The sequence below is a fragment of the Sulfitobacter aquimarinus genome, from assembly GCF_040149565.1.
Classification (GTDB): domain Bacteria; phylum Pseudomonadota; class Alphaproteobacteria; order Rhodobacterales; family Rhodobacteraceae; genus Sulfitobacter; species Sulfitobacter aquimarinus.
Window position 1 is genome coordinate 1 of the sequence record NZ_JBEFLO010000013.1, and the last position, 24,155, is coordinate 24,155.

General features: G+C 55.8%; 18 protein-coding genes and 1 pseudogene. 15 read left to right on the top strand and 4 right to left on the bottom strand.

Annotated features, from left to right (window positions below; all coding sequences use genetic code 11):
• Window positions 1-37 precede the first annotated feature (37 nt).
• The 4 genes and pseudogenes from ABMC88_RS18575 to ABMC88_RS16890 all read left to right on the top strand — a co-directional run.
• Window positions 38-541, top strand: a pseudogene (locus ABMC88_RS18575) (RHS repeat-associated core domain-containing protein); the annotation flags it as partial.
• 6 nt (window positions 542-547) lie between these two features.
• The gene (locus tag ABMC88_RS16880) at window positions 548-1,075 is read left to right on the top strand and encodes a hypothetical protein (RefSeq protein WP_349578068.1); all 528 of its coding nucleotides are present in this window, start codon (window positions 548-550) and stop codon (window positions 1,073-1,075) included.
• A 67-nt stretch (window positions 1,076-1,142) separates the two neighbouring features.
• Window positions 1,143-1,826, top strand: a complete 684-nt coding sequence (locus ABMC88_RS16885; RefSeq protein ID WP_349578069.1) for an RHS repeat-associated core domain-containing protein — start codon at window positions 1,143-1,145, stop codon at window positions 1,824-1,826.
• A complete protein-coding gene (locus ABMC88_RS16890) occupies window positions 1,813-2,154 on the top strand; it encodes a hypothetical protein (RefSeq protein WP_349578070.1) in 342 nt (113 codons plus the stop codon). Before ABMC88_RS16885 ends, ABMC88_RS16890 begins: the two co-directional genes overlap by 14 nt.
• A gap of 219 nt (window positions 2,155-2,373) precedes the next feature.
• Here ABMC88_RS16890 and ABMC88_RS16895 read toward each other — a convergent pair whose 3' ends face one another.
• The gene (locus ABMC88_RS16895; protein WP_349578071.1) at window positions 2,374-3,966 is read right to left on the bottom strand and encodes a GspE/PulE family protein; all 1,593 of its coding nucleotides are present in this window, start codon (window positions 3,964-3,966) and stop codon (window positions 2,374-2,376) included.
• A 103-nt stretch (window positions 3,967-4,069) separates the two neighbouring features.
• Between ABMC88_RS16895 and ABMC88_RS16900 the strand changes: the two genes are divergently transcribed.
• The 8 genes from ABMC88_RS16900 to ABMC88_RS16930 are packed head-to-tail and all read left to right on the top strand — an operon-like array spanning window position 4,070 to window position 10,723.
• On the top strand, window positions 4,070-5,083 hold the full coding sequence (locus ABMC88_RS16900) for a PilN domain-containing protein (RefSeq protein ID WP_349578072.1): 1,014 nt from the start codon (window positions 4,070-4,072) through the stop codon (window positions 5,081-5,083).
• On the top strand, window positions 5,080-5,646 hold the full coding sequence (gene gspM / locus ABMC88_RS16905) for a type II secretion system protein GspM (RefSeq protein ID WP_349578073.1): 567 nt from the start codon (window positions 5,080-5,082) through the stop codon (window positions 5,644-5,646). Before ABMC88_RS16900 ends, gspM begins: the two co-directional genes overlap by 4 nt.
• Before the next feature lie 29 nt (window positions 5,647-5,675).
• Complete coding sequence (locus tag ABMC88_RS16910; RefSeq protein ID WP_349578074.1) at window positions 5,676-6,161, top strand: hypothetical protein; 486 nt, start codon at window positions 5,676-5,678, stop codon at window positions 6,159-6,161.
• On the top strand, window positions 6,158-8,173 hold the full coding sequence (gene gspD, locus ABMC88_RS16915) for a type II secretion system secretin GspD (RefSeq protein WP_349578075.1): 2,016 nt from the start codon (window positions 6,158-6,160) through the stop codon (window positions 8,171-8,173). The genes ABMC88_RS16910 and gspD overlap by 4 nt, the downstream gene beginning before the upstream one ends.
• 53 nt (window positions 8,174-8,226) lie before the next feature.
• On the top strand, window positions 8,227-9,441 hold the full coding sequence (locus tag ABMC88_RS16920; protein WP_349578076.1) for a type II secretion system F family protein: 1,215 nt from the start codon (window positions 8,227-8,229) through the stop codon (window positions 9,439-9,441).
• Window positions 9,428-9,805: a pilus assembly FimT family protein gene (locus tag ABMC88_RS18580; protein WP_439655617.1), complete on the top strand. Its 378-nt coding sequence runs from the start codon at window positions 9,428-9,430 to the stop codon at window positions 9,803-9,805. Before ABMC88_RS16920 ends, ABMC88_RS18580 begins: the two co-directional genes overlap by 14 nt.
• Window positions 9,802-10,170 (top strand): prepilin-type N-terminal cleavage/methylation domain-containing protein, encoded by a 369-nt coding sequence (locus ABMC88_RS16925; protein ID WP_349578077.1) that lies wholly within the window; start codon window positions 9,802-9,804, stop codon window positions 10,168-10,170. Before ABMC88_RS18580 ends, ABMC88_RS16925 begins: the two co-directional genes overlap by 4 nt.
• On the top strand, window positions 10,157-10,723 hold the full coding sequence (locus ABMC88_RS16930) for a prepilin-type N-terminal cleavage/methylation domain-containing protein (protein ID WP_349578078.1): 567 nt from the start codon (window positions 10,157-10,159) through the stop codon (window positions 10,721-10,723). The genes ABMC88_RS16925 and ABMC88_RS16930 overlap by 14 nt, the downstream gene beginning before the upstream one ends.
• Window positions 10,724-10,743: 20 nt before the next feature.
• Here the strand turns inward: ABMC88_RS16930 and ABMC88_RS16935 are convergent, their stop codons facing one another.
• The 3 genes from ABMC88_RS16935 to ABMC88_RS16945 all read right to left on the bottom strand — a co-directional run bounded on the left by ABMC88_RS16935 (window position 10,744) and on the right by ABMC88_RS16945 (window position 21,790).
• Window positions 10,744-11,199 carry a hypothetical protein gene (locus tag ABMC88_RS16935; protein ID WP_349578079.1) on the bottom strand — a complete coding sequence of 152 codons (456 nt, stop codon included), beginning with the start codon at window positions 11,197-11,199 and terminating at the stop codon, window positions 10,744-10,746.
• A gap of 19 nt (window positions 11,200-11,218) precedes the next feature.
• Window positions 11,219-20,782 (bottom strand): PKD domain-containing protein, encoded by a 9,564-nt coding sequence (locus tag ABMC88_RS16940; RefSeq protein ID WP_349578080.1) that lies wholly within the window; start codon window positions 20,780-20,782, stop codon window positions 11,219-11,221.
• 288 nt (window positions 20,783-21,070) lie between these two features.
• Complete coding sequence (locus tag ABMC88_RS16945; protein ID WP_349578081.1) at window positions 21,071-21,790, bottom strand: hypothetical protein; 720 nt, start codon at window positions 21,788-21,790, stop codon at window positions 21,071-21,073.
• A 26-nt stretch (window positions 21,791-21,816) separates the two neighbouring features.
• On the opposite strand from ABMC88_RS16945, the gene ABMC88_RS16950 reads away from it, so the two are divergent.
• The 3 genes from ABMC88_RS16950 to ABMC88_RS16960 all read left to right on the top strand — a co-directional run bounded on the left by ABMC88_RS16950 (window position 21,817) and on the right by ABMC88_RS16960 (window position 24,155).
• Window positions 21,817-22,362 carry a prepilin peptidase gene (locus ABMC88_RS16950; protein WP_349578082.1) on the top strand — a complete coding sequence of 182 codons (546 nt, stop codon included), beginning with the start codon at window positions 21,817-21,819 and terminating at the stop codon, window positions 22,360-22,362.
• Window positions 22,359-22,790, top strand: a complete 432-nt coding sequence (gspG, locus tag ABMC88_RS16955; protein WP_349578083.1) for a type II secretion system major pseudopilin GspG — start codon at window positions 22,359-22,361, stop codon at window positions 22,788-22,790. The genes ABMC88_RS16950 and gspG overlap by 4 nt, the downstream gene beginning before the upstream one ends.
• A 372-nt stretch (window positions 22,791-23,162) precedes the next feature.
• Complete coding sequence (locus ABMC88_RS16960) at window positions 23,163-24,155, top strand: AAA family ATPase (protein WP_349578084.1); 993 nt, start codon at window positions 23,163-23,165, stop codon at window positions 24,153-24,155.

The window sequence follows — 24,155 nt, forward strand, 5'->3', positions numbered from 1 at the left end:
AGACCTGCGCTTCCCCGGTTAGTGGTTCCAGTCCGAGTCCAGACTACACCAGAACTGGATGCGCGACTATGACCCCACAACAGGACGATACATCCAGGCAGACCCGCTGGGGCTGGTCGATGGGGCGAGTGTGTATGGGTACGCGCTCCAGAATCCGGGGCGTTATGTGGATCCGCGGGGGGAGCAAGCCGTGCCCCCGTCAGGTCCAAACGGCGTTGTCCCCGGAGGACCGTGGACACCAGCAGGACCTGGTCAAAAACCATACACTTACTATGGTCCCAAGCCAAAGGCGGGGGGACCACGTGCCATTTGCCGATACGTTCCTGACGGCAAAAACGGCGGGCCCAGAACCGCAAAATCCGGGTATTGGAAGACCCAGTCATCGGGGCAAAGCGGTTGGCAGCGATACGATCTGAACGGAAACCCGCAAACTGCGGATCAGGCACATCCGAGACCACCTCTTCCGAGGCCCGTTTTTCCTCTGATAATGTTCTTTGATCCCTCTTTCTTTGATATATGTGGTATATGCCCAAGGACATGACTTGACATGAAGATAATCCCAAAATCGGATTTGGAACCGGTCTGGACCAACACCGGTCAACGAACTGGTTGCATACCGGTTCATGAGCCCTTTCCCCATTCCGTTTTGCCTTTTATGCTTTACGAAGCAAACGCCTGGCTCGGCGGACCTGCAGGTCGCGTTCTTGTTGTTAGAAGTCTCGCAGGCCATCAGCCATCATTGGATGGGTTGCTTGCGGGTTTGATCGGTTTCGAGCCCGTTGCCGCAATGTTGCCATTCGGCATCCGGTTTGATGTGCACTCTTATCAGAACATGGACCAGCTGGACGAAGACGCTACGACACGGTCTGAGGTTCAGAGCATTATTGGCCTTTTGACGGTATGTCTGATTGGCGACGTGTCTTGTGTATTGCGATCAACAGATGGCACCTGTGATATTGAGATTCATGACCAAAGTGTTACGTTTTGGTACAGTACGGCATCCGAAAAAACGGTTCTGATTGATATTCTCGGGCGCTACGGGATTGATGTCGATCGGCAGCAGGCGAGGGTCTGAGTGATCTCGAACCCGTTACGCCACCGGAGCGTCCACGCTCCTGCAGGAATACATCTGGTTCGAGGGCGTGGCGGTGGTCGACGGGCAGACGGATGAGGTGTTCTTTGTCTGGACGGATCACATTGGGCGACCTGTCTTTGCGACGGACGACACCGGGATCAAGGTGTGGGAGGCGTCCTATCTGCCCTTCGGCGGGGTGGATGTGAGCACCGGCGCTGCGATCAACCTGCGCTTCCCCGGCCAGTGGTTCCACGCCTCAAGCGGCCTGCACCAGAACTGGATGCGCGAATATGATCCTACGACGGGGCGGTACATCCAGGCTGACCCGCTGGGGTTGGTTGATGGGGCATCAGTTTATGGATATGCTCTGCAGAATCCAGGACGGTATGTTGATCCGACTGGTGAATTCGTTCCTATCTTGATCGGACTTGGGATTGGTTTATTGATCGATACAGCAATACATCACTTGGAAGATAAGTGTACTTGCGAAAATCCAGGGATCTTACCATCCAATAAGTACACGGCTCTTGGGGGAGCATCCGGTGCTACAGGCGCATTTGTTGGTGGGAAAACAGGTGGGGTCGCGGGAGGTGGTAAGTCCGGTTATCGCACGAGCGTATGGAGTAAGGTTGGCGGCAAAGCTACTCGTCCGATCGGAAGAACAATTGCGCGCCGCTTGCCTTACGTCGGCACGGCATTTGTATTGAGCGATCTGTATCGCTTTAGAGGATGCTTCATTGACAAAATCTGATTTCTATCAAGCAGCTCTAAAAAAGCTTGCCATAGATCCAATCAACAAAAGAGAGGATATACTCTCTAGCAGGCTCGTCCACGATCTGGGGATTGCTGGCGATGACTTCCAAGATTTCTTTGAAATACTTGACGCAATGAGGCCGGTTAGTGGCAAAATTCCTGCCAAGTACATTCCAAGCGAGTTGAGCAAAGACGCCTTTTTGGTCGCTCGTGCCCACAGCTGGCTTGCAAGAAAATCACCAACGTACAAGCAGTATTGCCTCAAGAGAATTGTCACGCCACAGTTGGAATTGCGCAAGCTTGATGAATTTTTGTACGATACCTGATCGACGCAATGCTACGAGCTGTATTGCATTGTATTATCTGGAAAGTCGTCTTGCGAATTGCTTCGTCGTTTCAACTTTGATTGAGTTACGGTCGATGACCCAGTTGGATGTGACAGTTCACGTAGCGATCGAGGGTGGCATTGATTTCCGGAGATGTTCCATGCCTCAAGCGGCCTGCACCAGAACTGGATGCGGGAGACAAGAGATCTGGAAGGTTAGCTACCCACCCCCAGCTCCCAACCCAAACACTTTGACCAATTCCAACCTATCTAACTGACCTTTTGCACATTGTGTCTCAGCCTGCTCGCGCATGGGTTTGAAACCTTCATCTCGCGCTGCTGCGTGCAATGCTTTGGGCGTTGCGCTAGCACTTATGGCCGCAGTGGTCTTTGGGCCCGGCTCAAAAAACTCCGACACCACCGTCCGCCCTGCTTTGCCGGAACCCGCGCAAGTATCGCACCCCACGCCACGACATTCAGCGCAGTTGGTCCGCACCAAACGTTGAGACAACACACCGCGCAACGTATCCGCCAACAGATAGGCAGGAATACCCAGATCAATAAGGCGCGTGACGGCGGACACCGCATCGTTGGTGTGGATTGTACTCAGCACAAGACGGCCCACCAAAGCGGCCCGCACTGCAATCTCGGCTGTTTCTTGATCGCGGATTTCGCCCACCATGATGACGTCAGGGTCTTGGCGCAGAATCGCACGCAAAGCCCGCGCAAAATCCATGTCGATCTGCGGCTCGACCTGCACTTGATTGATGCCGTTTAACGCGTATTCGATGGGGTCTTCGACGGTCACTATTTTGAGGGCTTCTGCATCCAGCCCCGACAGCGCTGTATAAAGCGTCGTGCTCTTGCCGCTCCCTGTGGGGCCTGCGACCAGAAAGATGCCATTTGGTCGGTTCACGACCTGTTCGATCTGCGCAATACGATCTGCGCCATACCCCAATGCGTGCCAGTCCAGCGCGACCCTAGAGCGGTCCAACAGCCGCATCACGATGCTTTCGCCGTGCTGTGTGGGCAGAGTAGAGAGGCGAATATCAATAGAGCGTCCGCGCATCGACACCTGCGCGCGGCCATCCTGAGGGCGCCTCTTTTCAGAGATGTTCAGGTTCGCCATGATTTTAAGCCGCGAGGCCACAGCTGCACGATGCGCCTGCGGGATCGCGCGACGTGACTGCAACACACCGTCAATCCGAAACCGCACCCGTGCCGCGTTTTCCTCAGCCTCAATATGAATATCGGACGCGCCGGCCACCGCGGCCTCACCGATGATATCATTCACCAATTTGATCACAGGCCCATCGTTGGCCAGCGCATTCAACCGCTCGACGTCTTCGTCCGACGCCACATCACCCGCTTGTGCGGGCTCCTGCCCCGTTTGCGCCAATGCGGCTTTGATCATCGAAGGCGCAGCAAGCGCCAACTTAACCGGCGACTGCAGGTGATAGCCGATGCTTTGCACAATCTCTTCGGCGCGGGGATTTGATGTGGCCAGCAGAATGCCCTCTTGGGTTTCTTGCGCAGGCACGACTTCCGCGCGACGCAGGAAATCAACGGACAATGACAAACTGCGCATCAACGTGGGGTCAACATCCGCCTCGCTGACAAACGGCAGGTCTAGATATACGGCCAGCTCTGAAAACAGCGTGTCTTCGTCGATTAATCCGAACTCGAGTAAGGTTCGCTCAATCGGTGTTCCGGTCTGCTCACTGCCAAGCGCTGCGCGTTTTGCGCTAGCAGCCGTCAGCTTTTGCGCGTCGCAAAGCCGCGTAAGAAATTCCTGGGGATTCAATTCTGCCACACTCCGCTGCTGCAACCGCAATAAGTCTATGAATAGTTTAGGTTGTAACCTACAGTGTAAAAAAAACGTGCGGAAAACAATTCCGAACAACGTGGCAGGTAAAATGAGCAGTCAGGCTGCAACAAGCATAGGCACATGGGTGGCTGCGCGTTTTTCCGCGTTGGTTCCTGATTGGCTGCGGACCATGTTCGCAGGCTACCCCTTGGCGCGCGTTATAACATTTATTCCGACTGACAAATTAAATGGACGCAGCACTCTTTCGCAAGATTTGCTGACCACAGATACACCCAAGCCTGTCAAAAATATGCGCCACAAACGCATCGACGTGGTTGCCCCATCAGAATTGTTTCTTAGACGCACGATTAAGGCGCCAAAGATCTCGGCCGCCAAACTGCACGCAATGGCAACGCTGGACTTACGTCAGCACACACCATTCGACGCACAAGATGTTTATTGGCAGCTCGATACCCCACAAAATCAGGACGGTGCAATCGAGGTCACGCAGTGGGTTGTCAAACGCGCTGACATTGAGAAATGGCGCATGCGGCTTGAGGCCCAAGGATATCAAATCAGGCGCATTTTTGTGCAAGGAGCGCAAACAGCACAACCCATTGCGGATTTTTCCGATGCATTGGTTCCATGGCAACGCGGTCTGCGCCTGTTCAATGGCGCGCTAGCGCTGGCAGCAACAACCGCTGCATTGGCGGCATGGCTGTACCCCAGTTGGGTCGCCGACCGCCAAGCAGATGTGTTGCAAGCACAGGCTCAAGACCTGCAAATTCAAGCTGTTGATCTGCGCCGCGAGGTCGAAGGTCTGCGCGGATTGGACCGCGAGCGCACGACTTTCCTTGATACCATTCTGCGCCGTCCCCTGCTGGTAGACAGCTTGCGTGAATTGACCGTCGCTTTGCCAGACGAGGTTTGGATCGCGTCGATGGTCTATTCCCCTCAGCGGATCGTTATGACCGGTGAAACATCAGGCTCTGCCGCCGAAATAGTTCTAAAGCTTGGCGGGCGCCGGATGCTGGGCAATCCGCGCCTCAGCGGTCCGGTGCAAAAGACCGCCAATCAGGCGGAGCGGTTCGAGTTATCGGTTGATTTGGGGCGGGTTAATTGAAGTCCGCAACGCGCATACTTAATAGTGTGGTGGCGCTGGCTTTGCTGGCAGCCATCAGCGCATTGATCTGGTTTGCAGTGCTGGCTCCCTTGCAAGACTGGCGGTCTGCTGCTTTGAGCAAGCGGCCTCAAGCCGTTGCAGAAATTCGCCAGCTTCAAACGCGCATCAGCGGGCTTGAAGATGAACGCGATCAACTGTCCGGCAACGAAGAATTGAACATCTTGTGGCGCGCGGCACAAACCGGCGTGGCCACAGCGCGTATCCAATCCCAACTGTCCAAACTCGCCTCGGAACGCGGGATCAGCCTGCGGTCCATCAGCCCGACACGCGCCCGCGATCTGACACTGGCACAGGCCGCAGGGTTTCGTCTTGAGATGGAATCCAGTTTAGATCAGCTGGTGTCGTTCTTACAGGCCGTCGAATACCATTCGCCCGCCTTGCTTGTCGAAAAGGCGAGTCTGCGGCGGTTGAACAAGCCCAACACAGATCAGCCGCAACCATTGGTCTTTGCGCAAATCGACATCTCTGCCCCCGTGGTTCTTGATGCGGAGGTGAACCAGTGATTTCCGGGCTTCTCACCTCAGCAGGTACATTGACCCTTGCGGGAACAGTTGTTGCAGCAGGCTATTGGGCCGTGGATGTATACCACCAGCAACCCCCCCTGCCCGATCTTAGCCGACCTGACAGCGCGACTACAGCGACAGACCTTAAGGGCAATGATCCCTCCCCGCGCCGCAAACGCCCCGATGTCTTCTATGCTGCCTTGCTGGAAAGACCTTTGTTCGCCCCGGGCCGCCGCCCTGTGGTTGCTGAACCCGAAATCGAAGTCGTTGCACAGCAAGAAGTGCGCGAACCGACACCCGAGCCGACAAAAGCACCCGCTCCTGACCTTGGTCTCTTGGGCGTGATGGGAACGGACAATACGAACAGCGCACTTGTGGCCAACGCAGGCGGTGATCCGATTTGGATCACAACAGGCACAACTATCGCAGGCTGGACAGTCACCAACATCGGCACCGACTGGCTTGAATTGAACCTAGATGATGAAACTATCCGAATAGAGATGTACCAGAAATGACCCTAGCACCCCTTTTCGACATTCGCCGCCTGATTGCAATCCTCTTGGCCACAGTGTTGTTGGCTGCTTGTGAAGATGGCGCATTGGTCAGCCGCGAGGACACAGCACCTTTGTTGGCAAACCAAAACAACGCCCGCGGGTCTGCACGTGGTGACGGAACCAATGCCTTTAGGCGTGATTTAACCGGTCCTGCACCAGAGCGACGGGTTGTGGGTACAGACGAATTTCTCAACGAGCCACGCGGCGAAAAAAACCTGTTTCAGGTTTCTGATGATGGTGCCATCACGCTGAACCTTTTAGACGTCCCGATTGCACAAGCAGCCAAAGCCGTGCTGGGCGATGCGCTCAAGAAAAACTACACAATCAAGCCAGGTGTCGAAGGGTCGGTCACCCTTCAAACTACGCGACCTCTGTCAGAAAAAGCTCTGTTAGAGACATTTCAAACCATTCTGGAGCTGAACGGCGCGGCCTTGCAAACCTCAGGTGGGTTAATCACGATCGTGCCACGTGCAGGTGCCGCACAACGCATCGCGCGCACAGGCCAACCCCAGACCATCGGATCGCGTGTGGTTGCAATGCCGCTTGAATACATCGGCACTGCCGAGATGATCCGCCTGCTGGACCCGATTGCCGGCGAAACCGTACGCCTGCAGCCCATCCCAAATCGCAACATCTTGCTGATCTCAGGGACCCGAGATGAAATTAACGCAGCAATTGATGCGGTGAACCTGTTTGATGTCGACGTCCTCAAGGGCAAGTCCGTGGGCCTGTACCGTCTACGCGCCGCCGAGCCAGAGGCGGTGGTTGAAGAACTAAATCTGATCTTTGAGACTGCCGATGGCGGCAGCTTACAAAACGTAGTGTCCTTTATCCCGTCACAGCGCCTGTCGGCAGTCATCGTCGTCAGCTCGCGTTCCAAATATCTGGCGCAGGCCGAACGCTGGATTCGTGATTTGGACCGCACCGCAGGCGGCGAAAAACGCAGGCCTGTTGTCTACAGCTTGCAAAACCGGAGTGCCACAGAACTGGCTCCGATCCTTTCCGAGATGGTCGACGATGTCGTCAAAGAAGAAGGGAGCCCCACAACCGATGGCAAACCGCGGGTTGTGGCAGATGATACCAAGAACGCAGTTATTGTGTGGGGCAACAGTGACGAACAAGAAAGCTTCTCCCGGCTGATACAAACCCTTGATACGACGCCTGTGCAGGTGTTGCTTGAGGCCACAATTGCCGAAGTCACCCTGAATGATGAATTGAATTTTGGCCTGCGCTGGTTCTTTGAAAGTGGTGACGCAAGTGCGACATTCTCGGATGCCAGCAATGGCGGTGTAGCTTCAAACTTTCCCGGTCTGTCGTTCCTGTTTCAGGGCACCGATGCACGGGTGGCACTGAACGCGCTTAATGCTGTGACGGATGTGGATGTTGTATCCTCGCCCAGCCTTCTGGTGGTCGACAATCAAGAAGCGCGGCTCCAGATCGGTGACGAAGTGCCGATAGCAACGCAGCAAGTGCGCGACACGTCTGATCCTGCCGCACCAGTGGTCAACACCATCTCTTTCCGTGACACGGGCATAATTCTCAAGGTGAAACCCCGCGTGTCGCGTTCAGGACAGGTCGTGCTGGATATCGAGCAAGAGGTGTCGTCCGTTTCCAATACCACCACCTCGGGCATCGATAGCCCGACTATTTCAACCCGCAAAATTGAGACAAGTGTAGTGGTTTCTGACGGCCAGACCATTGCCTTGGGCGGGTTGATCGAGGAAAGCCGGAACCGTACCAATTCGAAAGTGCCGGGCGCGGGCGATGTGCCGGTCGTCGGCGCCTTGTTTCGCAATCGCAAGGACAGAGTTCGAAAGACAGAACTGTTGGTGCTGATTACGCCACGCGTCATTCGCAACGGGCACGAGTCACAGTCAATCACGGCAGAGCTGCGCAAACGGATTTCGAGCGCGGATGGGCTGATCCGGACTGGAATTGGCATACCCCCAACTGGCCACCGGATCATTGACTAGCGCGGGCTTCACCGACAAGTTGAAACGGCGCTTGTTTTTGGGTTGTCCGCTATATGCCTCTTTTTAGTTATTCTGCCTACACGGCCTCCGGCGCGCTGGAGACAGGCGAAGTTCAGGCGCCATCAGATGTGGCAGCCCTTGATCAATTGTCTGCGCAAGGGCTAACACCGGTTTCTTTGAAGGCTGGTGGACAGTCCTTGCCGTGGTGGCAGCGTGATCTGTCTTTTGGCGGCGCACAAAGTTCAAAGCCCGACGCACTTGAACATTTCTTCAAGACACTCGCAGGACTGCTTAAGGTGCGGCTTGCCTTGCTGCGCTCCTTGCGTTTTTGCGAAGGCAATACCAAAGACCGTGCGATGGCCCAGGCCCTGAGCCGTGTTCAAAGAGATGTCCGCGATGGCAGCACTTTGGGACAAGCTTTGCGCAGCGCGGGCAGTTTCTTTCCTGATCGATTGGTCACCATGGTCGAGATCGGCGAGGCCGCAGACCGTTTGGCGGATGTTACCGACCGTATCGCCGTCACCCTCGCGTCCGAGGCTGAACAACGGCGCGAGTTGCGCGGTGCGTTGATTTACCCCGTGATCCTTGTGGTCATGTCATTGCTGGTGATGGCGCTGCTGGTTTTCTTTCTGGCCCCAACCCTTGCGCCCGTCTTTGCCTCGGCAGATGCCGAGCTGCCAACCGTGTTGCGTTTGATGGTGGGTTTGCGAGAAGTGATCTTGGCGCAGTGGCCTGCGATTTTGATCGCCTTTTGCGCAGTGTTGATGGCGTCGCGCTTACTCAGGCACCCCGTCCGCAATTTCATCGCACGTATCGCGTTGCGCCTGCCCATACTGGGTGGATATTTACGCCAGTCAGAGACCCTCAAGATTCTGCAAACACTGGCCCTGATGCTATCCAGCGGTGCGTCGCTGCCACGTGCAATGGCCACCGCCCGCGCCACGACCCGCCACCCCGCTTACCGCGCCCTCTTAACTCAAACAGAGGACCGCATTATGGCAGGCGGGGCGCTGTCAGATGGCCTATCACGCAGCCCGCTTGTTGATCCGATGGCAGGCGCGATGTTGGAAGCTGGCGAAGAAACCGATCAGATGATACCGGTGTTGGACCAACTGGTGATTGATCTTCGCGCCCGCAGCGCCCGCACTTTGGCCCAAGCAATCCGCCTTATCACCCCGCTGATCACGCTTGTCATTGGTGTCAGCGTTGGCGGCATCATCCTGTCCACGGTTTCTGCCATTATGTCGCTGAACGATGTCGCGTTCTAAGGGTTCCTTTCCCCCCTCAAACGCTGGCTTTTCCCTGTTGGAGACGCTGGTAGCGCTCGCGATTTTGGCCGTGGTCACAGGCGTTGCAGTATCAGCTCTCAGGCAACCACCCCCTGCTCTGCAATTGGACAATGCGGTCACCCAAGTGCTGCGCACAGCAACGACAACGCGCAACCGTGCGGTCTCAACTCAGGTTCGCATGTCAATGCCTGTGGCCGATTGTGACGGTGATGATGGCCTTATCTGGTTTTACCCCGATGGGACCGCAAAAGGCCCTGAAGTTTGTGTGTCACACGCGGGTCTGGTCCGTAGATTACGCGTCTCTGCCCTGTCCGGCCGCCTCATTCAGGACGCGGTACAATGAAGCCCGCAAAAGCTGGATATTCCTTGTTCGAAGTCCTATTGGCTTTCGCCATCATGGCCATGATCCTATCGGTATTGCTGCCGCGTCAAACGGACATGCTGACCCGCTTACGCAATATCGAGGACCGCGCTTTGGCGCTAGATTACGCCATGTCGCGCCTCGATATGCTAAGCATCGTAGCGCCCTTGTTGCCGTCAGCGACAACAGACACCTACCGTACATGGACGGTGACCGAAAACATCGAAAGTACGTTAATCGCCGGCAGTGACTTAACTGCGCTGCACGTTGAGGTGACCGTTCAGGATCAGCGCGGCACCATGCTGGCCACGGCGCAGATGCAGGTGATCCCCGATGAACAGCCGTAGCGGGTTAAGCCTGTTCGAGCTGCTTGTAGCACTGGCCCTGCTCGCCATGATTGCAACTGGCTTAGCGGGCGCTTTGGGGTTGGCAGTCAGTGTCTGGGACCGCTCGGCAACGATATCCGCCTCAGCCGAGGAAATAGCCCTGCGCAGCCGTTTGCGCATCTGGACACGTCAGGCCATCCCACCCTCGCGCCTTACACCCATTCCGGCGCAGTTTGTGGGCCACACAGACGGATTCAGCTTCTTTACCCTGTCCGAAACACCATTCGCGCCTGATGCCGCAGCTTTGCGTGTGTCGGTCACCACATCCGGAACGCAGATATTAATGACTGCTCAATCCATTGATGATGAAGGCGCTGAAGTCAGTCGTGTCGAGGGTATCTTGGCAACTGGCATTTCCCCACGCCTTTCGTACTACTCTGACACAGCATCCCCTCCTGGCTGGCAAGATACTTGGGAAGACACAAGCCGTCTGCCCACCTTGGTGCGTATAGAAGCACCGGACGGCAGCGCACCTGACTGGCCGGATTTTGTGGTACGGTTGCGGTTGGACTGACAAGTAAGATACTGCGGCTATCACGTGCAAAGCAATTTGGCTTTCAAAGCGACAGCCGCAGCACCGTGATTTTCGAAAATATCATCGCCGATTAGCTTGTGACCTTCTTCTAGGAATTCCCAAAGAAGTTTCTTTTCTTGTTTTGTGTAACCGTCAATCAAACCTTCTTGATCAATAAGGAAGGGCAACATGAGCATGACGTCAATAATATGCTTATCCAAATTAGGCCAACGTAGGCAGAATGCAAAGACCTTGGGTATGAGATACCGGTATCCTGCACTGCTTAGCGCTGGGTTCGGCTCATAGAAGGCATCCAAATCGCTTGGCGTTCCGCTTTCCCAATCCATGCTTTCTAGAGCAGCGACCTGATCTGCATACCTGTCACGTGTTTCGCGACTTATGGCTAATAATGTGACGGGTTTTGTCGATTTGCCGAAGGTACTTGCCAATTCTTGAGACAGTCTCGATAGGTCCACTTACGCTACCTCTTCAACGCTATTTCGCCGAGGCCATAGCATTACGTATGCGCTTCCGACAATTATCCTGCTTTTTGAAAAGTATTCCAATGTGAGCAGGGTGGGTTTTGTCACCACGTGCCCCTCCGGAATAGCACATCGAAAGCTCCAGTGTCCTAACCCAGACATCCTTCTGGATCTTACCCATCAAGATCAAGTTTGGGCCAATACTTGCTTTGCCTTTGCCACAGCTACCGATGTTATGCGTCTTCATCGAATCGAACCAAGCCGTAGTTGCTGGACTACAAATACCATAGTCCGCCGGAATTGAGCTCGGTTTTATGCCGCCAGTAAATAGCTTCATTTCGAGCAAATAGCGTGCAGTTGATCCAGCCAGACCAGCGATACCAGCGAACATTCTTGTATTTGCGTGCATGCTCTCCGCTTGTTGCAGAACCATCCCTTGGCTCATTTCGACGGTACTCATCAGACCTTCGGGGTCAGTTGCACCGAATGGGTTGGAGGCAACGTATTGATAGAGGCTGAATTGCCCACCCTCAAAATTAATAGGGTCTGCCTGCAAGAAGAAACCACCACTAGGATCATAAGCCCTTGCGCGATAGTGGTAGAGGCCACTCTCCGCATCAAACTCACGACCAGTATACCCGTAAGGCTGGGCTAAAGTACCCTGCGTTTGGGTTATTGCCCCAAACCCATCATACTCATAAGCTGCGACGACCGCTCTACCCGCAGGCTCTGCAATCCAAAGAACCGACCCTTGACGGTCTGCGAACATAGCACGTTCAGCACCGGACCCCGCGCCGGAACTTTCCGCATAATCTTCAAAGCCAATCGGTTCATCAACACTAAGGGAATGCGTCCAGCGACGTGTCAGAACTGGTGATCCAGCGGTATCAAATTCCAATAAAATATCCTCATGGGCCAATGGATTGTTAGAACCAGAATCGTAGATGTACGCGATCTGCGTCCCATCAACTGTTTTTGAGATCCGCCGGTCTAGAGCATCAAACGCATAAGCCGCAGTCGTGTTTGGTGAGTTGTAGGCGATGAGTTGGTTATGACTATTGTACGTATACGTCTCAACCGCACCACCCCCCTTCGCTGTCTTCGACACGCGGTTGCCCTTGGCGTCGTAGGCGTAGGTGAAATCTTCGTCTTCTAGCAGTTGGTTATGATCATTCGACGCATAGATCGCAGACAAATGCGATGCAGTGCGGTTGCCCTCCTCGTCATAGACATAGTCCTCGACCGGCAAGGGTGTGCCGCCAGCAATCGGTGGTATCCCCTCATCCACCTGAACCAGACGGTTCAGATCATCGTAGTTTATAAACTTGGACTTCTCAGGATCAATCGCATCCAAGATCGCGGTCAGTTGACCGTCAACGTCGTATTCATACGCCAGATCGGTCAAAGCCACCCCAGACTGCGCGTGGTTGAGCGCGGTCAGCAGGCCGTTGGTGTAGCCGTAGTTCGACACGCGGCCTGATGTAGACGTCAAAGACGTGCGCCGTCCCTCGCCGTCATAGCCAAAGCTATAGACCGTGCCCCAAGGTGCCGTCAGGTCGGTCAGGCGGTCTTCGGGGTCATAGGCATAGCTGGTGGTACCACCCAGAGAATCCGACATTGTCAAACGGCGGTCTAGCTCGTCGTAGGTGTAGCTCAATGTCACCTGTGGCTGCGGGCCGACGGTGCCGTCAGTGGTGGTTGTCTCCAACCGGTTGCGCAGGTCGTAGGTAAAGGTCACGCGGCTGTCGTCGTCTGCGGCCTCGGTCAGATTGCCACGCGCGTCGTAGGCGTAGGTCAGCGTGTTGTCGGGTGTCACCACTTGGGTGCGGCGCGACAAACCGTCGTAGCTGGCGGTCTCTACCGTGCCGTCCTCGCGGGTCAGAGTGCCAAGGTTGTCACGCGCGTCATAGCTGCGTGCCATGGTCTGACCGATGGGGTTGGTGCGCGTTGTCATCCGGTCGCGGGTATCATAGCCGAATGTGGTCACACCCCCGCCGCCGTCTGTCACCGTTTGGATGTTGTCGCGGGTGTCATAGCTGAACGATTTCACAAAGCCTTCGGGGTCTGTAGTTTGGGTTAGGCGGCTGACACTGTCGTAGGCATAAGCATGGATTTCATCATCGCCATTGATGTGCTCAGTCACTTCGCCGGCGGCGTTGTACGTACGGCGGATCAAGCCCTCCGCAGGATCATCTAGTGCCACCAGACGTTCCAAGCCGTCATAGCCCATTGACGTGATCAGGCCCGTCTCGTCCGTCACCGTCGCAAGGTTGCCTGCAGGCAGATAGCTGTATTGCGTCACACCATCGATCTGTGCGCCGTCAGCGCCGGTCACTTCAACAGTCAGCACACGGTTCAGCGAATCATAAGTCCGCTGGACCTGCCGCTCGATGGCAGTGCCCGCTGCTTCGGCAATCATCGTGGTGTTGCCAGTAGCATCATATGTCATCTGCGTGACGGACCCATCTGCATAGGTGACACTGTTCAGGTTCTGATCCGCATTGTAGTCGAATGCGGTCAGATTGCCGTTCTTGTCCGTGCGCGAGGCAAGCTTGCCCTCAGCAGTGTAGACCTTGGCCTCAGTGCCCCCCTCGGGATCAATCGTGCTCAGCAGGCCACCGAATGCGTCATAGACATAAGTTGTCTCGAACCCGTCCCCGTCGATCATCGACACGACATTGTTGAACTCCGGCTCATAGACATAGCTCATGGACCGCTCGGCAGGTGTGCCCACCGCTTCGGTCATGGAAAGCACATTTGCAAGATTGTCGTAGGTGATCTCGTCGACACGGACACCGCCCGGTGCTACGTCACTGGGCCGCTCTATGCGGGTGACAAGGTTCTGATCGTTGCGGGTCATTGTGGTAACCCGCCCAAGCGGATCAGTCGTCTGGATGATGGAACCGAATTCGTTCACCACAACTTGCGTGATCTCACCCTTGCGGTCAGTCACAGTTGTTGTCCGGTCCTCAGGTGCCACATAGGTCAGCGGCTGTGCCGCCAACCCGCCAAGGCCATCGGTCAGGCCCAAAGAGGCAGCAACCTGATTGTTGATGTTGGATCCATCAGGCAATGTCGCACCGCTCATGTTTCCAACGCCGTCATAGGTGTAGAGCGTGGCATTGCCGTTCTGGTTCGTGGTCGAAATCAGGCGGTTGTTTTCGTCGTAAGCAAAGCTGACTTGCGAGCCTGTTGGTTCCTCAACATTGCTCAGCTGCGCTAATGCGCTGTAGTTGAATTCAGTGATGCGCCCGTCGGGATATGTGATGGATTGCAGCAAGCCGTCAGCGGCATAGGCAAACACGGTCTGCCCGCCAACCTGATCGGTGATCGTGGCAAGCCGGCCCAATGCGTCATAGGCGTAGTCACGGCGCTGGCCATACGTGTCTACTTCGGCAGTTTGGCGTCCATCTTCGTTGAAGATAACCGTGCTGCCATCTTTGTAGCGCCGCTCCCATCCTCCGCCGGGCAATGCTGCTAAAGTCGAGAAGTCACCGTTGCCAGAAACATAGCGGCCATCGTCCGATGGCTTGGAGAAATCAACGGTGACAGAGAACCGCTGCGAACTTACAAGGTCAAGGCCGCCATCGCCGTCCACGTCAATGACCACAAGCTGCCGGATGCCATGGTTAAAGTCGGTGGAGACCGAGGGCTCGAATGTCCCATCGCCCACCCCGGGCAAAACAAACAGTGTTTGCGTCAAAACCGATGCGTCATCGTCGTTGCCAGACACAAGAATGTCGAGAATGCCATCCCTGTTCACGTCAAACAAGGCAATCGGCGCTGCAGTTGCCGTTGCCACAGGGCGTTGCAGGGCGACGGGCGCTGCAAAGCTGCGGCCATCCACGTTCTTGTAAAAGTCGAACTGGTTTTGGGCCGACCAGATCATGTCTTGCAGGCCGTCACCGTCGAGGTCGGCAAATTTGGCAAATTCACCCAGAAGGTTCTCCCCACCCTCGCCGAGGTCCGACACATCACGGGTAAAGTTCCGGTCGCCGTTGTTGAACGCAATGTTCACACCCCTGCGCGAGCGGACGGCAACGTCCAACCGCCCGTCCTGATCGATATCGGAAACCTCGATTTGCACGCCGCCCACTTGGCTGGATACGCCAAAGTCAAAGGTTGCAACGACTTCTTGGTCAAAGCCATCCGCACTGCCAAAGTAAACAGTCACGTTTGAGCGGATCACAAAGAAGCCAGTGCGACCGGGGGTTACAATGTCTTCGAATCCGTCGCCATCCAGATCAACAAGCGCAAAATCAGAAGGCCGGTCGTTGGTGAGGTTTTCGTTGACGAAGTTCCCAAAGCCATCGCCTTCGGCGACGCCAAACTGTTGGGATGTCTGGCTGGAATGGACAACATCCAGAATGCCGTCATTGGTGTAGTCAACTCCAACCGCTGCCAGCAAATTGGGGAAATAGCGCCCGGTGTCAGGCACATCGCTTGGCTCGGATACTGCCACCTCATTCACAATAGAGATGTCGCGCCCGCCTGCGTTCAGGGCAACCGACAAAGATCCTGAGCCCGAGTTCGGGAAAACAATGTCCGTTGTACCGTTGCCGTCAAAATCAGCGACCATCAAGTCTTCGACACCAAAACCGGGCAGAACCAAGGGTTCGTCGTCAAATTCGGTAAAGTCGTTGAGCGGATCAAACGGTGTGACGCTGTCATCATCGATAATGGCAACCGTGCCGTCCGGATTGACCACCAGCTCTTGCAAGCCATCAATCGACCAGCCGCTGCCATACGGGCTGTCGGTTTCGTTCTGGACGTAGATCTCTGCACTGTGGCCTGCACTCACAATCGAACAATCGTATTGCGCACGGGCGACGAACTGTGCATCGTAGCGGCCCGACGCAATGCCCGAGCCATCAAAAGGAACGGATTGGCGCAGGGTCACAGCCTCGCCTACTAGGGCGGGGGTTGTGCCGTCTGCAGCAATGCGCGGCGTCCATTGATTGGTGTCGTTGACCGACAATCCACCCAGATCAAGGCGCGTGCTTAATGTGACAGGCAAGGACGCATCAGCCGCAATGGTCACATCGCCTGAGATGATCACAGAGGGGTTCGCGGCTTGGCTGTGGTACGTCAGCCCAACTAGCTGTGACTGCCCAAAGGCTGTGTATCCGGGCAAGGTATAGGTGGTCGCATTGTCGCCCTCGAATGGCGTCAACATCCGCACGCCATTTGGCATATCGCCTGATGCAACTGTACGGGGTGACTGTGGCAGGAAGGTAAACAACGCTGATTGGTTTACATCTGAAAGAGTGGCGCTGACGGTTGCCCCACCCGTATCAACGCCTGCAGGCGAAATCCGGCGGAAGCGCCCGTTGAGATCGTTCACACGCCACAACTCAAGGCGCGTTGCCTCAGGCAGGTTATCAAGGTTCGGACCGACAACAGAAATCGGCTGTGTGAATACCGCACCGGGCGCGTCCAGCGCATAGATACGGCACGCCTGCGTGTCTTCGTCAAAACCGGGATGATCAAACATGTCCGGCAAGGAGCCCAGACAGATCTGGCCTGCGTATGGATCGCCCGCAGTATCTTGCACGGAATCCGCCGGTATCGACACATTGACGCCCGAGACAGTGCCACTCAGCACGGTATCGACGCCTGCAACAATAGCGGCACAGCCATCGTCAAGCGGCACCAGCAAAAAGTCAGGCGCCAAATCACGGTTCTGGTTTTCAGTGATAGAGATGGCACGCAGAGTAGACAGATAGCCACCTGGCCCACCCGCCGCAGAGGGTTCAACGAGCACAAGATCACTGCCCGCCGCGAGGCTGCCAAAATCAAACGTACCATCAACCGATGTCGAAGTCATCAGGGCGGCATCGCGCAGACGCACTGGAACATTACTGACTGGTGTGATGGTGCCATTGGCAAAGTCCCGTGCATCCAATACCCGGCCAAAGATTGCCGTATCACCAAAGTCTGCTTCGACAACCTCGATGTTCAACACGGCCTCATCGGTGAGCGTGCCATCAGACACCCCAACCGTAAACGAATAGCTGCCAACTTGCCCTGCTTCGGGACGAAAACGCACTTGACCGTTTGTAGCTTGCAATGTGATTCCCGAGGCAAGCGGCAGCGGTGTGGCATAGAAAGTGACCGCATCGCCATCGGGGTCAACGCCGGTCAGGTCAAGGGCAAGTTCCAGACCCAGCTCAACCGTATAGGACGCATTGAGCGGCCCCAGAACAGGCGCGGCATTGCCCGCCAGCGCGGTGACTTCAAAGGTCTGGATGTTGCTTAGCAGGCCATCCGAAACGGTAACCTCCAGCGTGTAATCACCAGCCAGATCGGCGATGAACCCAACCTGCGCATTGCCCAGATCGCTCAGAAACGGGTCGGCACCTGCGGGCTGCGCAAGGATCGCATAGCTGAATGTGAGGGGGTCATTGTCCGGATCACTGGACGCGGCCGCAGAATAGATTTCCTCAGCGTTCAGATCGATCTCGGCGGACCCGGTCAGGGCCGCAACCGGCGCACGATTCGGGGCTGTCAGGGTCCAGGTCGCGGCAGGGCTATCAAGCAAACCATCAGAGACCACAAGGCTGAACACATAATCACCACGGCGATCCGGAACGAAAGACATGATCGGCTGATCGCTGCTGGCCAATATGGCGACGCTGTCCTGCGGTGCTGACACCAGCACCCATTCAAAGCTGAGCGCATCGCCATCCGGATCAAAAGAGGCGGACCCATCAAGGGTGGCTGTCTCGCCGACAAAGGCTTGTGCATCACCGCTTATCGTGGCGACGGGTGCAGAGTTTATGACCTCGACTTCGATCACGGCAGGGACCGCGATCATCGCGCCGTCATTGGCAGTGACCTGCAACAGGTAAACACCTGCGCGGTCGGGTACAAAGTCCAGCAGCGGGCCATCCGTGACAGGGGCCGCCAGAGCAGCCGAGCTGCCCGCCGGTCGGGCAATCAACGACCAGCCATAGCTCAGAGCATCCCCGTTGGCGTCCGTGCCATAAAGGGCGGCGTCAAAATTCACTGTCGCTTCTGCCAGCGCTTCAAATTTTGGCCCTGCGACCAATACAGGGCGGATGTTGCTATTTCCGACAAAGACCGTATCGGGCAATGAAGGCACGCTCCCATCCGCAACAATAAGCTGCACAACGCCCGACCCTATGCCCGTACAGACAGGATTATTGCGGTTGAACGGCTTGTTCTTGTAGCGCGCGCTTGCACGGGTGACGCCATCAACCTGCGCGTTCAGCTTTGTGGTGCCAATGTCAGGGGTGGTGACATGCACGCTGGTTTTGCCCGGCACGACAAAACTTCCATAGGCATTTCCGGCGGCATCTTCGAGGGTCACCTGACGGGTATGGCTCTTCTTGTTTTCGATTTCCCAGACCTGAAATGTGGTCCCGTTGTCGGTCCGCTTGCCCCGGTTTCGCAGCTTGATTTTGATTTGTTCGGAGGCATTGGTACCCCGCAAATCAGCAGGCAACCGCGTGTCGAATTGGCACAACCCACCACGATCCGACCGCTTGAGGTGATAGACGGAGGCCTGCGAGATCACGTCACGGAACCGGCCCGTGCGCAGATCAAACGAGACTTCGGGCATGACAAGGCCCGCCTCGTTAAGCGAGACAACCCCGCCGTCACCGTTCAGGCCGATGCCCGACCACGCATAGGACAGCGCCGCAGATCTGGAGGAAAGCGACCCGTCCAGCGGGACCGTCCCTGTCTGGCCCGCCAGTAGATCGGGCCCGGCCTGCGCCAGCGGTAATGTATCTTCGACGCGCACCAGAATGGTATCCGGCACGCCCGCAGTGGCATCATCCGCAACCTGAAGCTGAACAATGTAGTCACCGGCAACATCGGGTGCCAGTGCGACAAAACCCGTTCGCTCGACTTCCAGTGCGGCGGCGCTGCCCACAGGTGCTGACAGCAAGATCCAGGTGTGGCTGATCAACGCGCCATCAAGATTATAGCTTTGGCTGCCATCCAGCACCAGACGTGCGTTCAATGGCGCGCTGGTGACATCACCAATACGCGCAACGGGACGCGCCGTCGCATCGGGCCCAACAACGATCAGCACCTGATCCTGGTCGCTGCGGTTTGCATCCGACACATCCAGCGCCACCAGATAGTCACCCGCCGTATCGGCACTAAAGGTGGCCAGACCGTCGGCATCCGTGCTCAGGCTTGGCGTCGATCCCGCAGGCTGCACGGCAATAAACGCACTGGGTGTCAGCACATCCCCGTTAATGTCACTTGATGCAAAGGGATCAAGCACAACGGCCTCGCCCACGGTTGCGACCAATTGATCAAACCCAAGGTCAGCTACCGGGCCCGACTGCGCCGCACCGCTGGTCGCTGATCCCAGCGGCTGCGGCACCACACCAAGCCAGGGCTGCTGGTGCAACTCGCCATTGGACAGCTGCACGTTTAAGGCAATGACCGTCCCTTCAGAAGACCCTGCAAAGCCGCTCATCCAAGCATAGGGGGCCAGAACATGCCCGACAATCGGCGTGTTCACCTTGATGGACGTGGCCTCGTAGAAGTTCCAGATCACACGTCCGGCGTATCCGGTGCCACCCAGCGGGTTCATCTGGAAATCACCAAACTTGCCAGCAACATTGATCAGAACCGTGTCGGTGCCGTTCAGGTCGATGGAGTACCCGCCGGTCTTGAGATCATTCATATGCGTTTGGACAACACGGGTACGCGCGCCAAAGATCGCCTCGGCGGCAATCGCATTGGGGGCACCGCCAAACTTCTTGTTGTTCTGATCAGACACATCGGCAGGCGCGCCCGTCAGGGTGGCCAGGAACGCGGCTGTGTCCCGGAACGCCTGAAAGTTGAACGGCGGCAGATCGGTCGCGTTTTCGACTAATGTACCGTTGTTCACGTTGGAATTGCTTTGCACGCCAGAGATACGCAGCTCGTCGCCGGGTGTCAGATTGATCGTCGAATTGCGCAGATCGCCGTTGATGTACATTTCGGCGTAGGGCAACCCGTCCTGCGCGGGCGCATAGCCGAACTGGCCTGTAACGCTTTCGATGTAGCTGTCGATATATGTCCGCCCTTCGACCTCCTGATTGCCAAAATAGCCCTCAGTGATCAGGTTGAACGTGCTCAGGCTGTTTTGGAGATCAAGACCCGTTGCCCCCCCTGTCACCGTCACGTCAACCGTGCTGGTCGCCGACAGATTACCGACCGCGTCCTGCACAGTAAGGGAGAACGTGTAATCACCCGGTGTGGAAAGCGTGGCACCTGAAAGCGCTGCCTGCGGATCTGCGATGGTCGCGGTGGATCCGGCGGGGGCTGTGACAATGCCCCACAGATAGGTCAACGCGTCGCCCTCGACATCAAAGCTGGCAGACCCATCAAGCGTCAGCAGGGTGTCGTCACCGGGCATGCCGCGCAGACGCGCGCGTGCAACGGGTGCAAGGTTGTCAGAGCCAAAGCTGACAACCGCCTGCGCCGCAACGCCACCGTTTGCATCCAGAAACTCGACCGTGGCTTCATAGGTGCCGGGCAGATCAAGGGTGACGTCCGGGCGCAGGGCGGCAGGGTCACTGAAACTGGCAACACTGCCAGAGGGACGCAAAGTCCAACGCCATGATGGGGTCAGTGACGAAGAGGGAAGGTCAATTGCACCAGTAGGATCAAGCCTGACAGTTTCGCCTGCAGCAGCTTTGATTGGTAGCGCCGTCTGAGCCCTTGCAACGTTCCCTGAAAATCCGAAAGCGACGCAAAATACCGCCGCACAAATCGCGCGCAAAAGAGTATCCATGACCATCCCTACTGATACAATCATCTATTTTTTCGACCCTAGGTAGCAAAATTAGGGGCCACAAGACCGAAAGTGACGTAAAGTCAAATTAATGCTGTATGCTTAGAAAGAGCTAATTATCAGCCCATTAGCGGTAGAACCCACGTTTATTACACCAAGGTGAATTGCCTGATCTCCCTTGTTCATAACGGTTACGTGATAGTTTGCTCCCGATGGCGGAGAGACCCAATCGGTCTGCAGTTCTCGAATTAAGATGTCCCTGCTTCCGGTTGATCCCGTTAAGTGCTCAAGCAATTCAATTGGTGCCAATTCCACTGCGATCCCTGGTCTGCCGGAGAATACAGTCGCAATTGGCAACAGCGATTCGCGTAACGCTGCATCGCCCCCCGTGACGCGCACAAAATCAGAGGTTCTTTGCAAACGCAGCGGCGCCCGACGCCAAACTCGGTAGGCTTCAAGCTGCGCTGGCGTCACCTCTAACGCAGTTGCCAGTCGTTCCAACATTGCAGGATTGGCTGTGTTCAGATCAATCAAACCCCCTGCATCTTGCAGACGCAGCTCCGCATTCTCTCCGCGCCATTGCACAGGCAACATCATGTCTGTTGCAAGCGGTGTCTCTGCATCGCCATAGACTTGCGCCGCAAGCGCTAACAACGACGTACGGTCCTGTGCATCCTGCGCTACTAAGAAATCCGTGCGGGTGTCCGACAAGCGGTTGATGGCGCGATTGCTCGCTATTGCAAACAACAAGGCGATGATGCTGAGTGTGGACAACACTACGATCAAAGCAAATCCACGACGCCTGTTGTATGTCCTATCCATGCGTCCAATCTGCCGCCGGGCTTTCCATGATGCAATCCCTTTCCCTACCTGTCCTGATCTTGCTGCACGTCCTTGGCTATGGTGCCGTGCTCATAGTGATAGGTGGCCCTGTGATCTGGTCCGCCGGGGTATTTGCCGTGTTGCTGATCTGGATCAGTGTGATTGACGCGGACCGCTTTGAAATCCCTGATATGGGCGCGGGGCTTTTGGCGCTGTCTGGTCTGCTGTTTCTTTGGGGTCAGGACATGGCCGTTGTTATCGACCATATCTTGGGTGGGCTGATCTGGCCCTTGCTATTTTGGGCCATTGCCTATGGCTACCTGCGTGCACGGGGGTTTCACGGGCTGGGCTTTGGCGACGTGAAATTGATGTGTGGCATTGGATTGTGGTGTGGGTTCTTTGCGACCACCAATGTGGTACTGGCCGCATCTCTTGGCGGGATCGTGATCCTCGGGTTGCGGGCACTCACCAAGCGCTCTTTACCTCGAGGCCTCAACCAATCCATGGTTGCATTCGGCCCCTTTCTTTGCCTTTCTGCGTGGACGATTTGGCTGGCCGGAGCGCATCTATGAAAACCCGATCCATAAACTGGACCAAACGCAGTGGCATCACGATACTGGAAGTGCTGATCGTGCTGGCGATCATCGCCATGATTGCAGCTGTGGTCGGGCCGCGGTTGATCGGGTATCTGGGTCGCGCCAAATCTGAGACAGCTTCGCTTCAGATTGATCAAATCGGCAATGCACTGCAATTGTTTTACATCGACACTGGTCGCTATCCGACAGACGCCGAAGGGCTGAGCGTGCTGGTCAACGCCCCCCCCGGTGACAGTTCTTGGCAAGGACCCTATCTGGACAGCGCCGATGGCCTGAGCGACCCTTGGAACCGTGGATATATCTACGGCGAGCCTGGCGACAACGACCGCCCGACCGTATCGTCACTGGGCCGCGATGGTCAAACTGGTGGATCAGGTGAAGATCGGGATCTTGGGGTTCAATAGCTGGTCTCAAATTTGGCCAGAAGCTAAGTATACCTATCAGAGTCAGGGCACTAACAGATCCAGCGAAACAGAGTTAACATATGCGACATTATCGGGGGTTTCACTAGCAAGAGGAATCGATGTGGGAACGACTTACACTCAACTAAGCATCACAGAACGACGCAGAATAGATTTTCATACCGCACCAGCCGCGACACTGGTGCCCTCAGAGAGATGTAAGTTTGGTCCCCGAAGAGTAGTTAGATCATGCCCCATGATTTTGCTGTATGAGCGACCTTGCGTTAGTGAATCATACCCTCCGGCCAGACTGTTTTAACTGGCCTTAGCGCGAAGCTTGTTCTAAGATTTGGTAACAGAACGAGCAAAAAATCGATGTCCAACGCCCGCCAAATCCTTTCCATGCTGAACAGCCGCGCTGTCGGTGACGAAGAGCATTTTTTATCGGTTGCCCTCCAGGTAGCTGCGGGTGAAGCGCGTCAGGGGCGTCAATCTTCAGCCGATGCAATACGTGATGCAGTCCAGAAAATTCGTGGCGGGGCAGATAAGCCACATGTTCCAATCGCTTTTTCTAAACCGCGTGGAGACTTGGACGGACTTTTAGATTTACGCGAGCCAAGATATCGCCTGCGGGACGTTGTTCTGGCGCCTGATCTAGAGGGTCGCCTCAAAGTTGTTGTCAGGCAGCAAAACAGTCGTGAACGTCTTCGAGAGCATAACCGCGCACCGTCTCGGAAGGTATTGTTCGCAGGGCCGCCTGGCTCTGGGAAAACTATGACCGCCGAGGCCCTTGCAGGGGAACTAAAGTTGCCGTTTTTTGTGGTACGGCTCGAAGGCCTCATTACCCGATATCTAGGAGAAACCGCAACTAAGCTCCGCATGGTTTTCGATGAAACCTTGCAGCGCCGCGGTCTCTATCTATTTGACGAGTTCGACGCCGTCGGTGGACATCGCAGTGCAGACAACGACGTCGCCGAAATGCGGCGTGTCCTCAATAGCTTTCTTCAATTTATGGAAGAGCCTACGAGTACGGATAGCCTTATCGTTGGTGCCACCAACCACGCCAGTTTACTTGACGCGGCTCTTGTTCGTCGTTTTGATGAAATTCTGCCGTTCGATATGCCAAGTCAGAAGCAAGTCCGCGCTTTGGTTCTCCGGCACTTAAAACCACTAAAGCCCTCAAAGGTCGATTGGCGGTCCATCGGAAGAGCCGCGAACGGTCTTAGCCAAGCTGAAATTGCACGTGCCTCTGAAGAGGCCGCAAAAGAAGCTATCTTGGCAGAACAAATGACGGTGGATACATCAGACTTGAAAATGCATCTCAATGCCCGCCGCGCTGCTCAAGCCGTGTTTGCGAAAACAAAGTAA

Bases quoted from the DNA above. Each gene is read 5' to 3' on its own strand.
- ABMC88_RS16950 (WP_349578082.1), top strand. From the start codon at position 21,817: ATGATGCAATCCCTTTCCCTACCTGTCCTGATCTTGCTGCACGTCCTT.
- gspG (WP_349578083.1), top strand. From the start codon at position 22,359: ATGAAAACCCGATCCATAAACTGGACCAAACGCAGTGGCATCACGATA.
- ABMC88_RS16920 (WP_349578076.1), top strand. From the start codon at position 8,227: ATGCCTCTTTTTAGTTATTCTGCCTACACGGCCTCCGGCGCGCTGGAG.
- ABMC88_RS16900 (WP_349578072.1), top strand. From the start codon at position 4,070: ATGAGCAGTCAGGCTGCAACAAGCATAGGCACATGGGTGGCTGCGCGT.
- ABMC88_RS16960 (WP_349578084.1), top strand. From the start codon at position 23,163: ATGTCCAACGCCCGCCAAATCCTTTCCATGCTGAACAGCCGCGCTGTC.
- ABMC88_RS16880 (WP_349578068.1), top strand. From the start codon at position 548: ATGAAGATAATCCCAAAATCGGATTTGGAACCGGTCTGGACCAACACC.
- gspD (WP_349578075.1), top strand. From the start codon at position 6,158: ATGACCCTAGCACCCCTTTTCGACATTCGCCGCCTGATTGCAATCCTC.
- ABMC88_RS16945 (WP_349578081.1), bottom strand. From the start codon at position 21,790: ATGGATAGGACATACAACAGGCGTCGTGGATTTGCTTTGATCGTAGTG.
- ABMC88_RS16925 (WP_349578077.1), top strand. From the start codon at position 9,802: ATGAAGCCCGCAAAAGCTGGATATTCCTTGTTCGAAGTCCTATTGGCT.
- ABMC88_RS16930 (WP_349578078.1), top strand. From the start codon at position 10,157: ATGAACAGCCGTAGCGGGTTAAGCCTGTTCGAGCTGCTTGTAGCACTG.
- ABMC88_RS18580 (WP_439655617.1), top strand. From the start codon at position 9,428: ATGTCGCGTTCTAAGGGTTCCTTTCCCCCCTCAAACGCTGGCTTTTCC.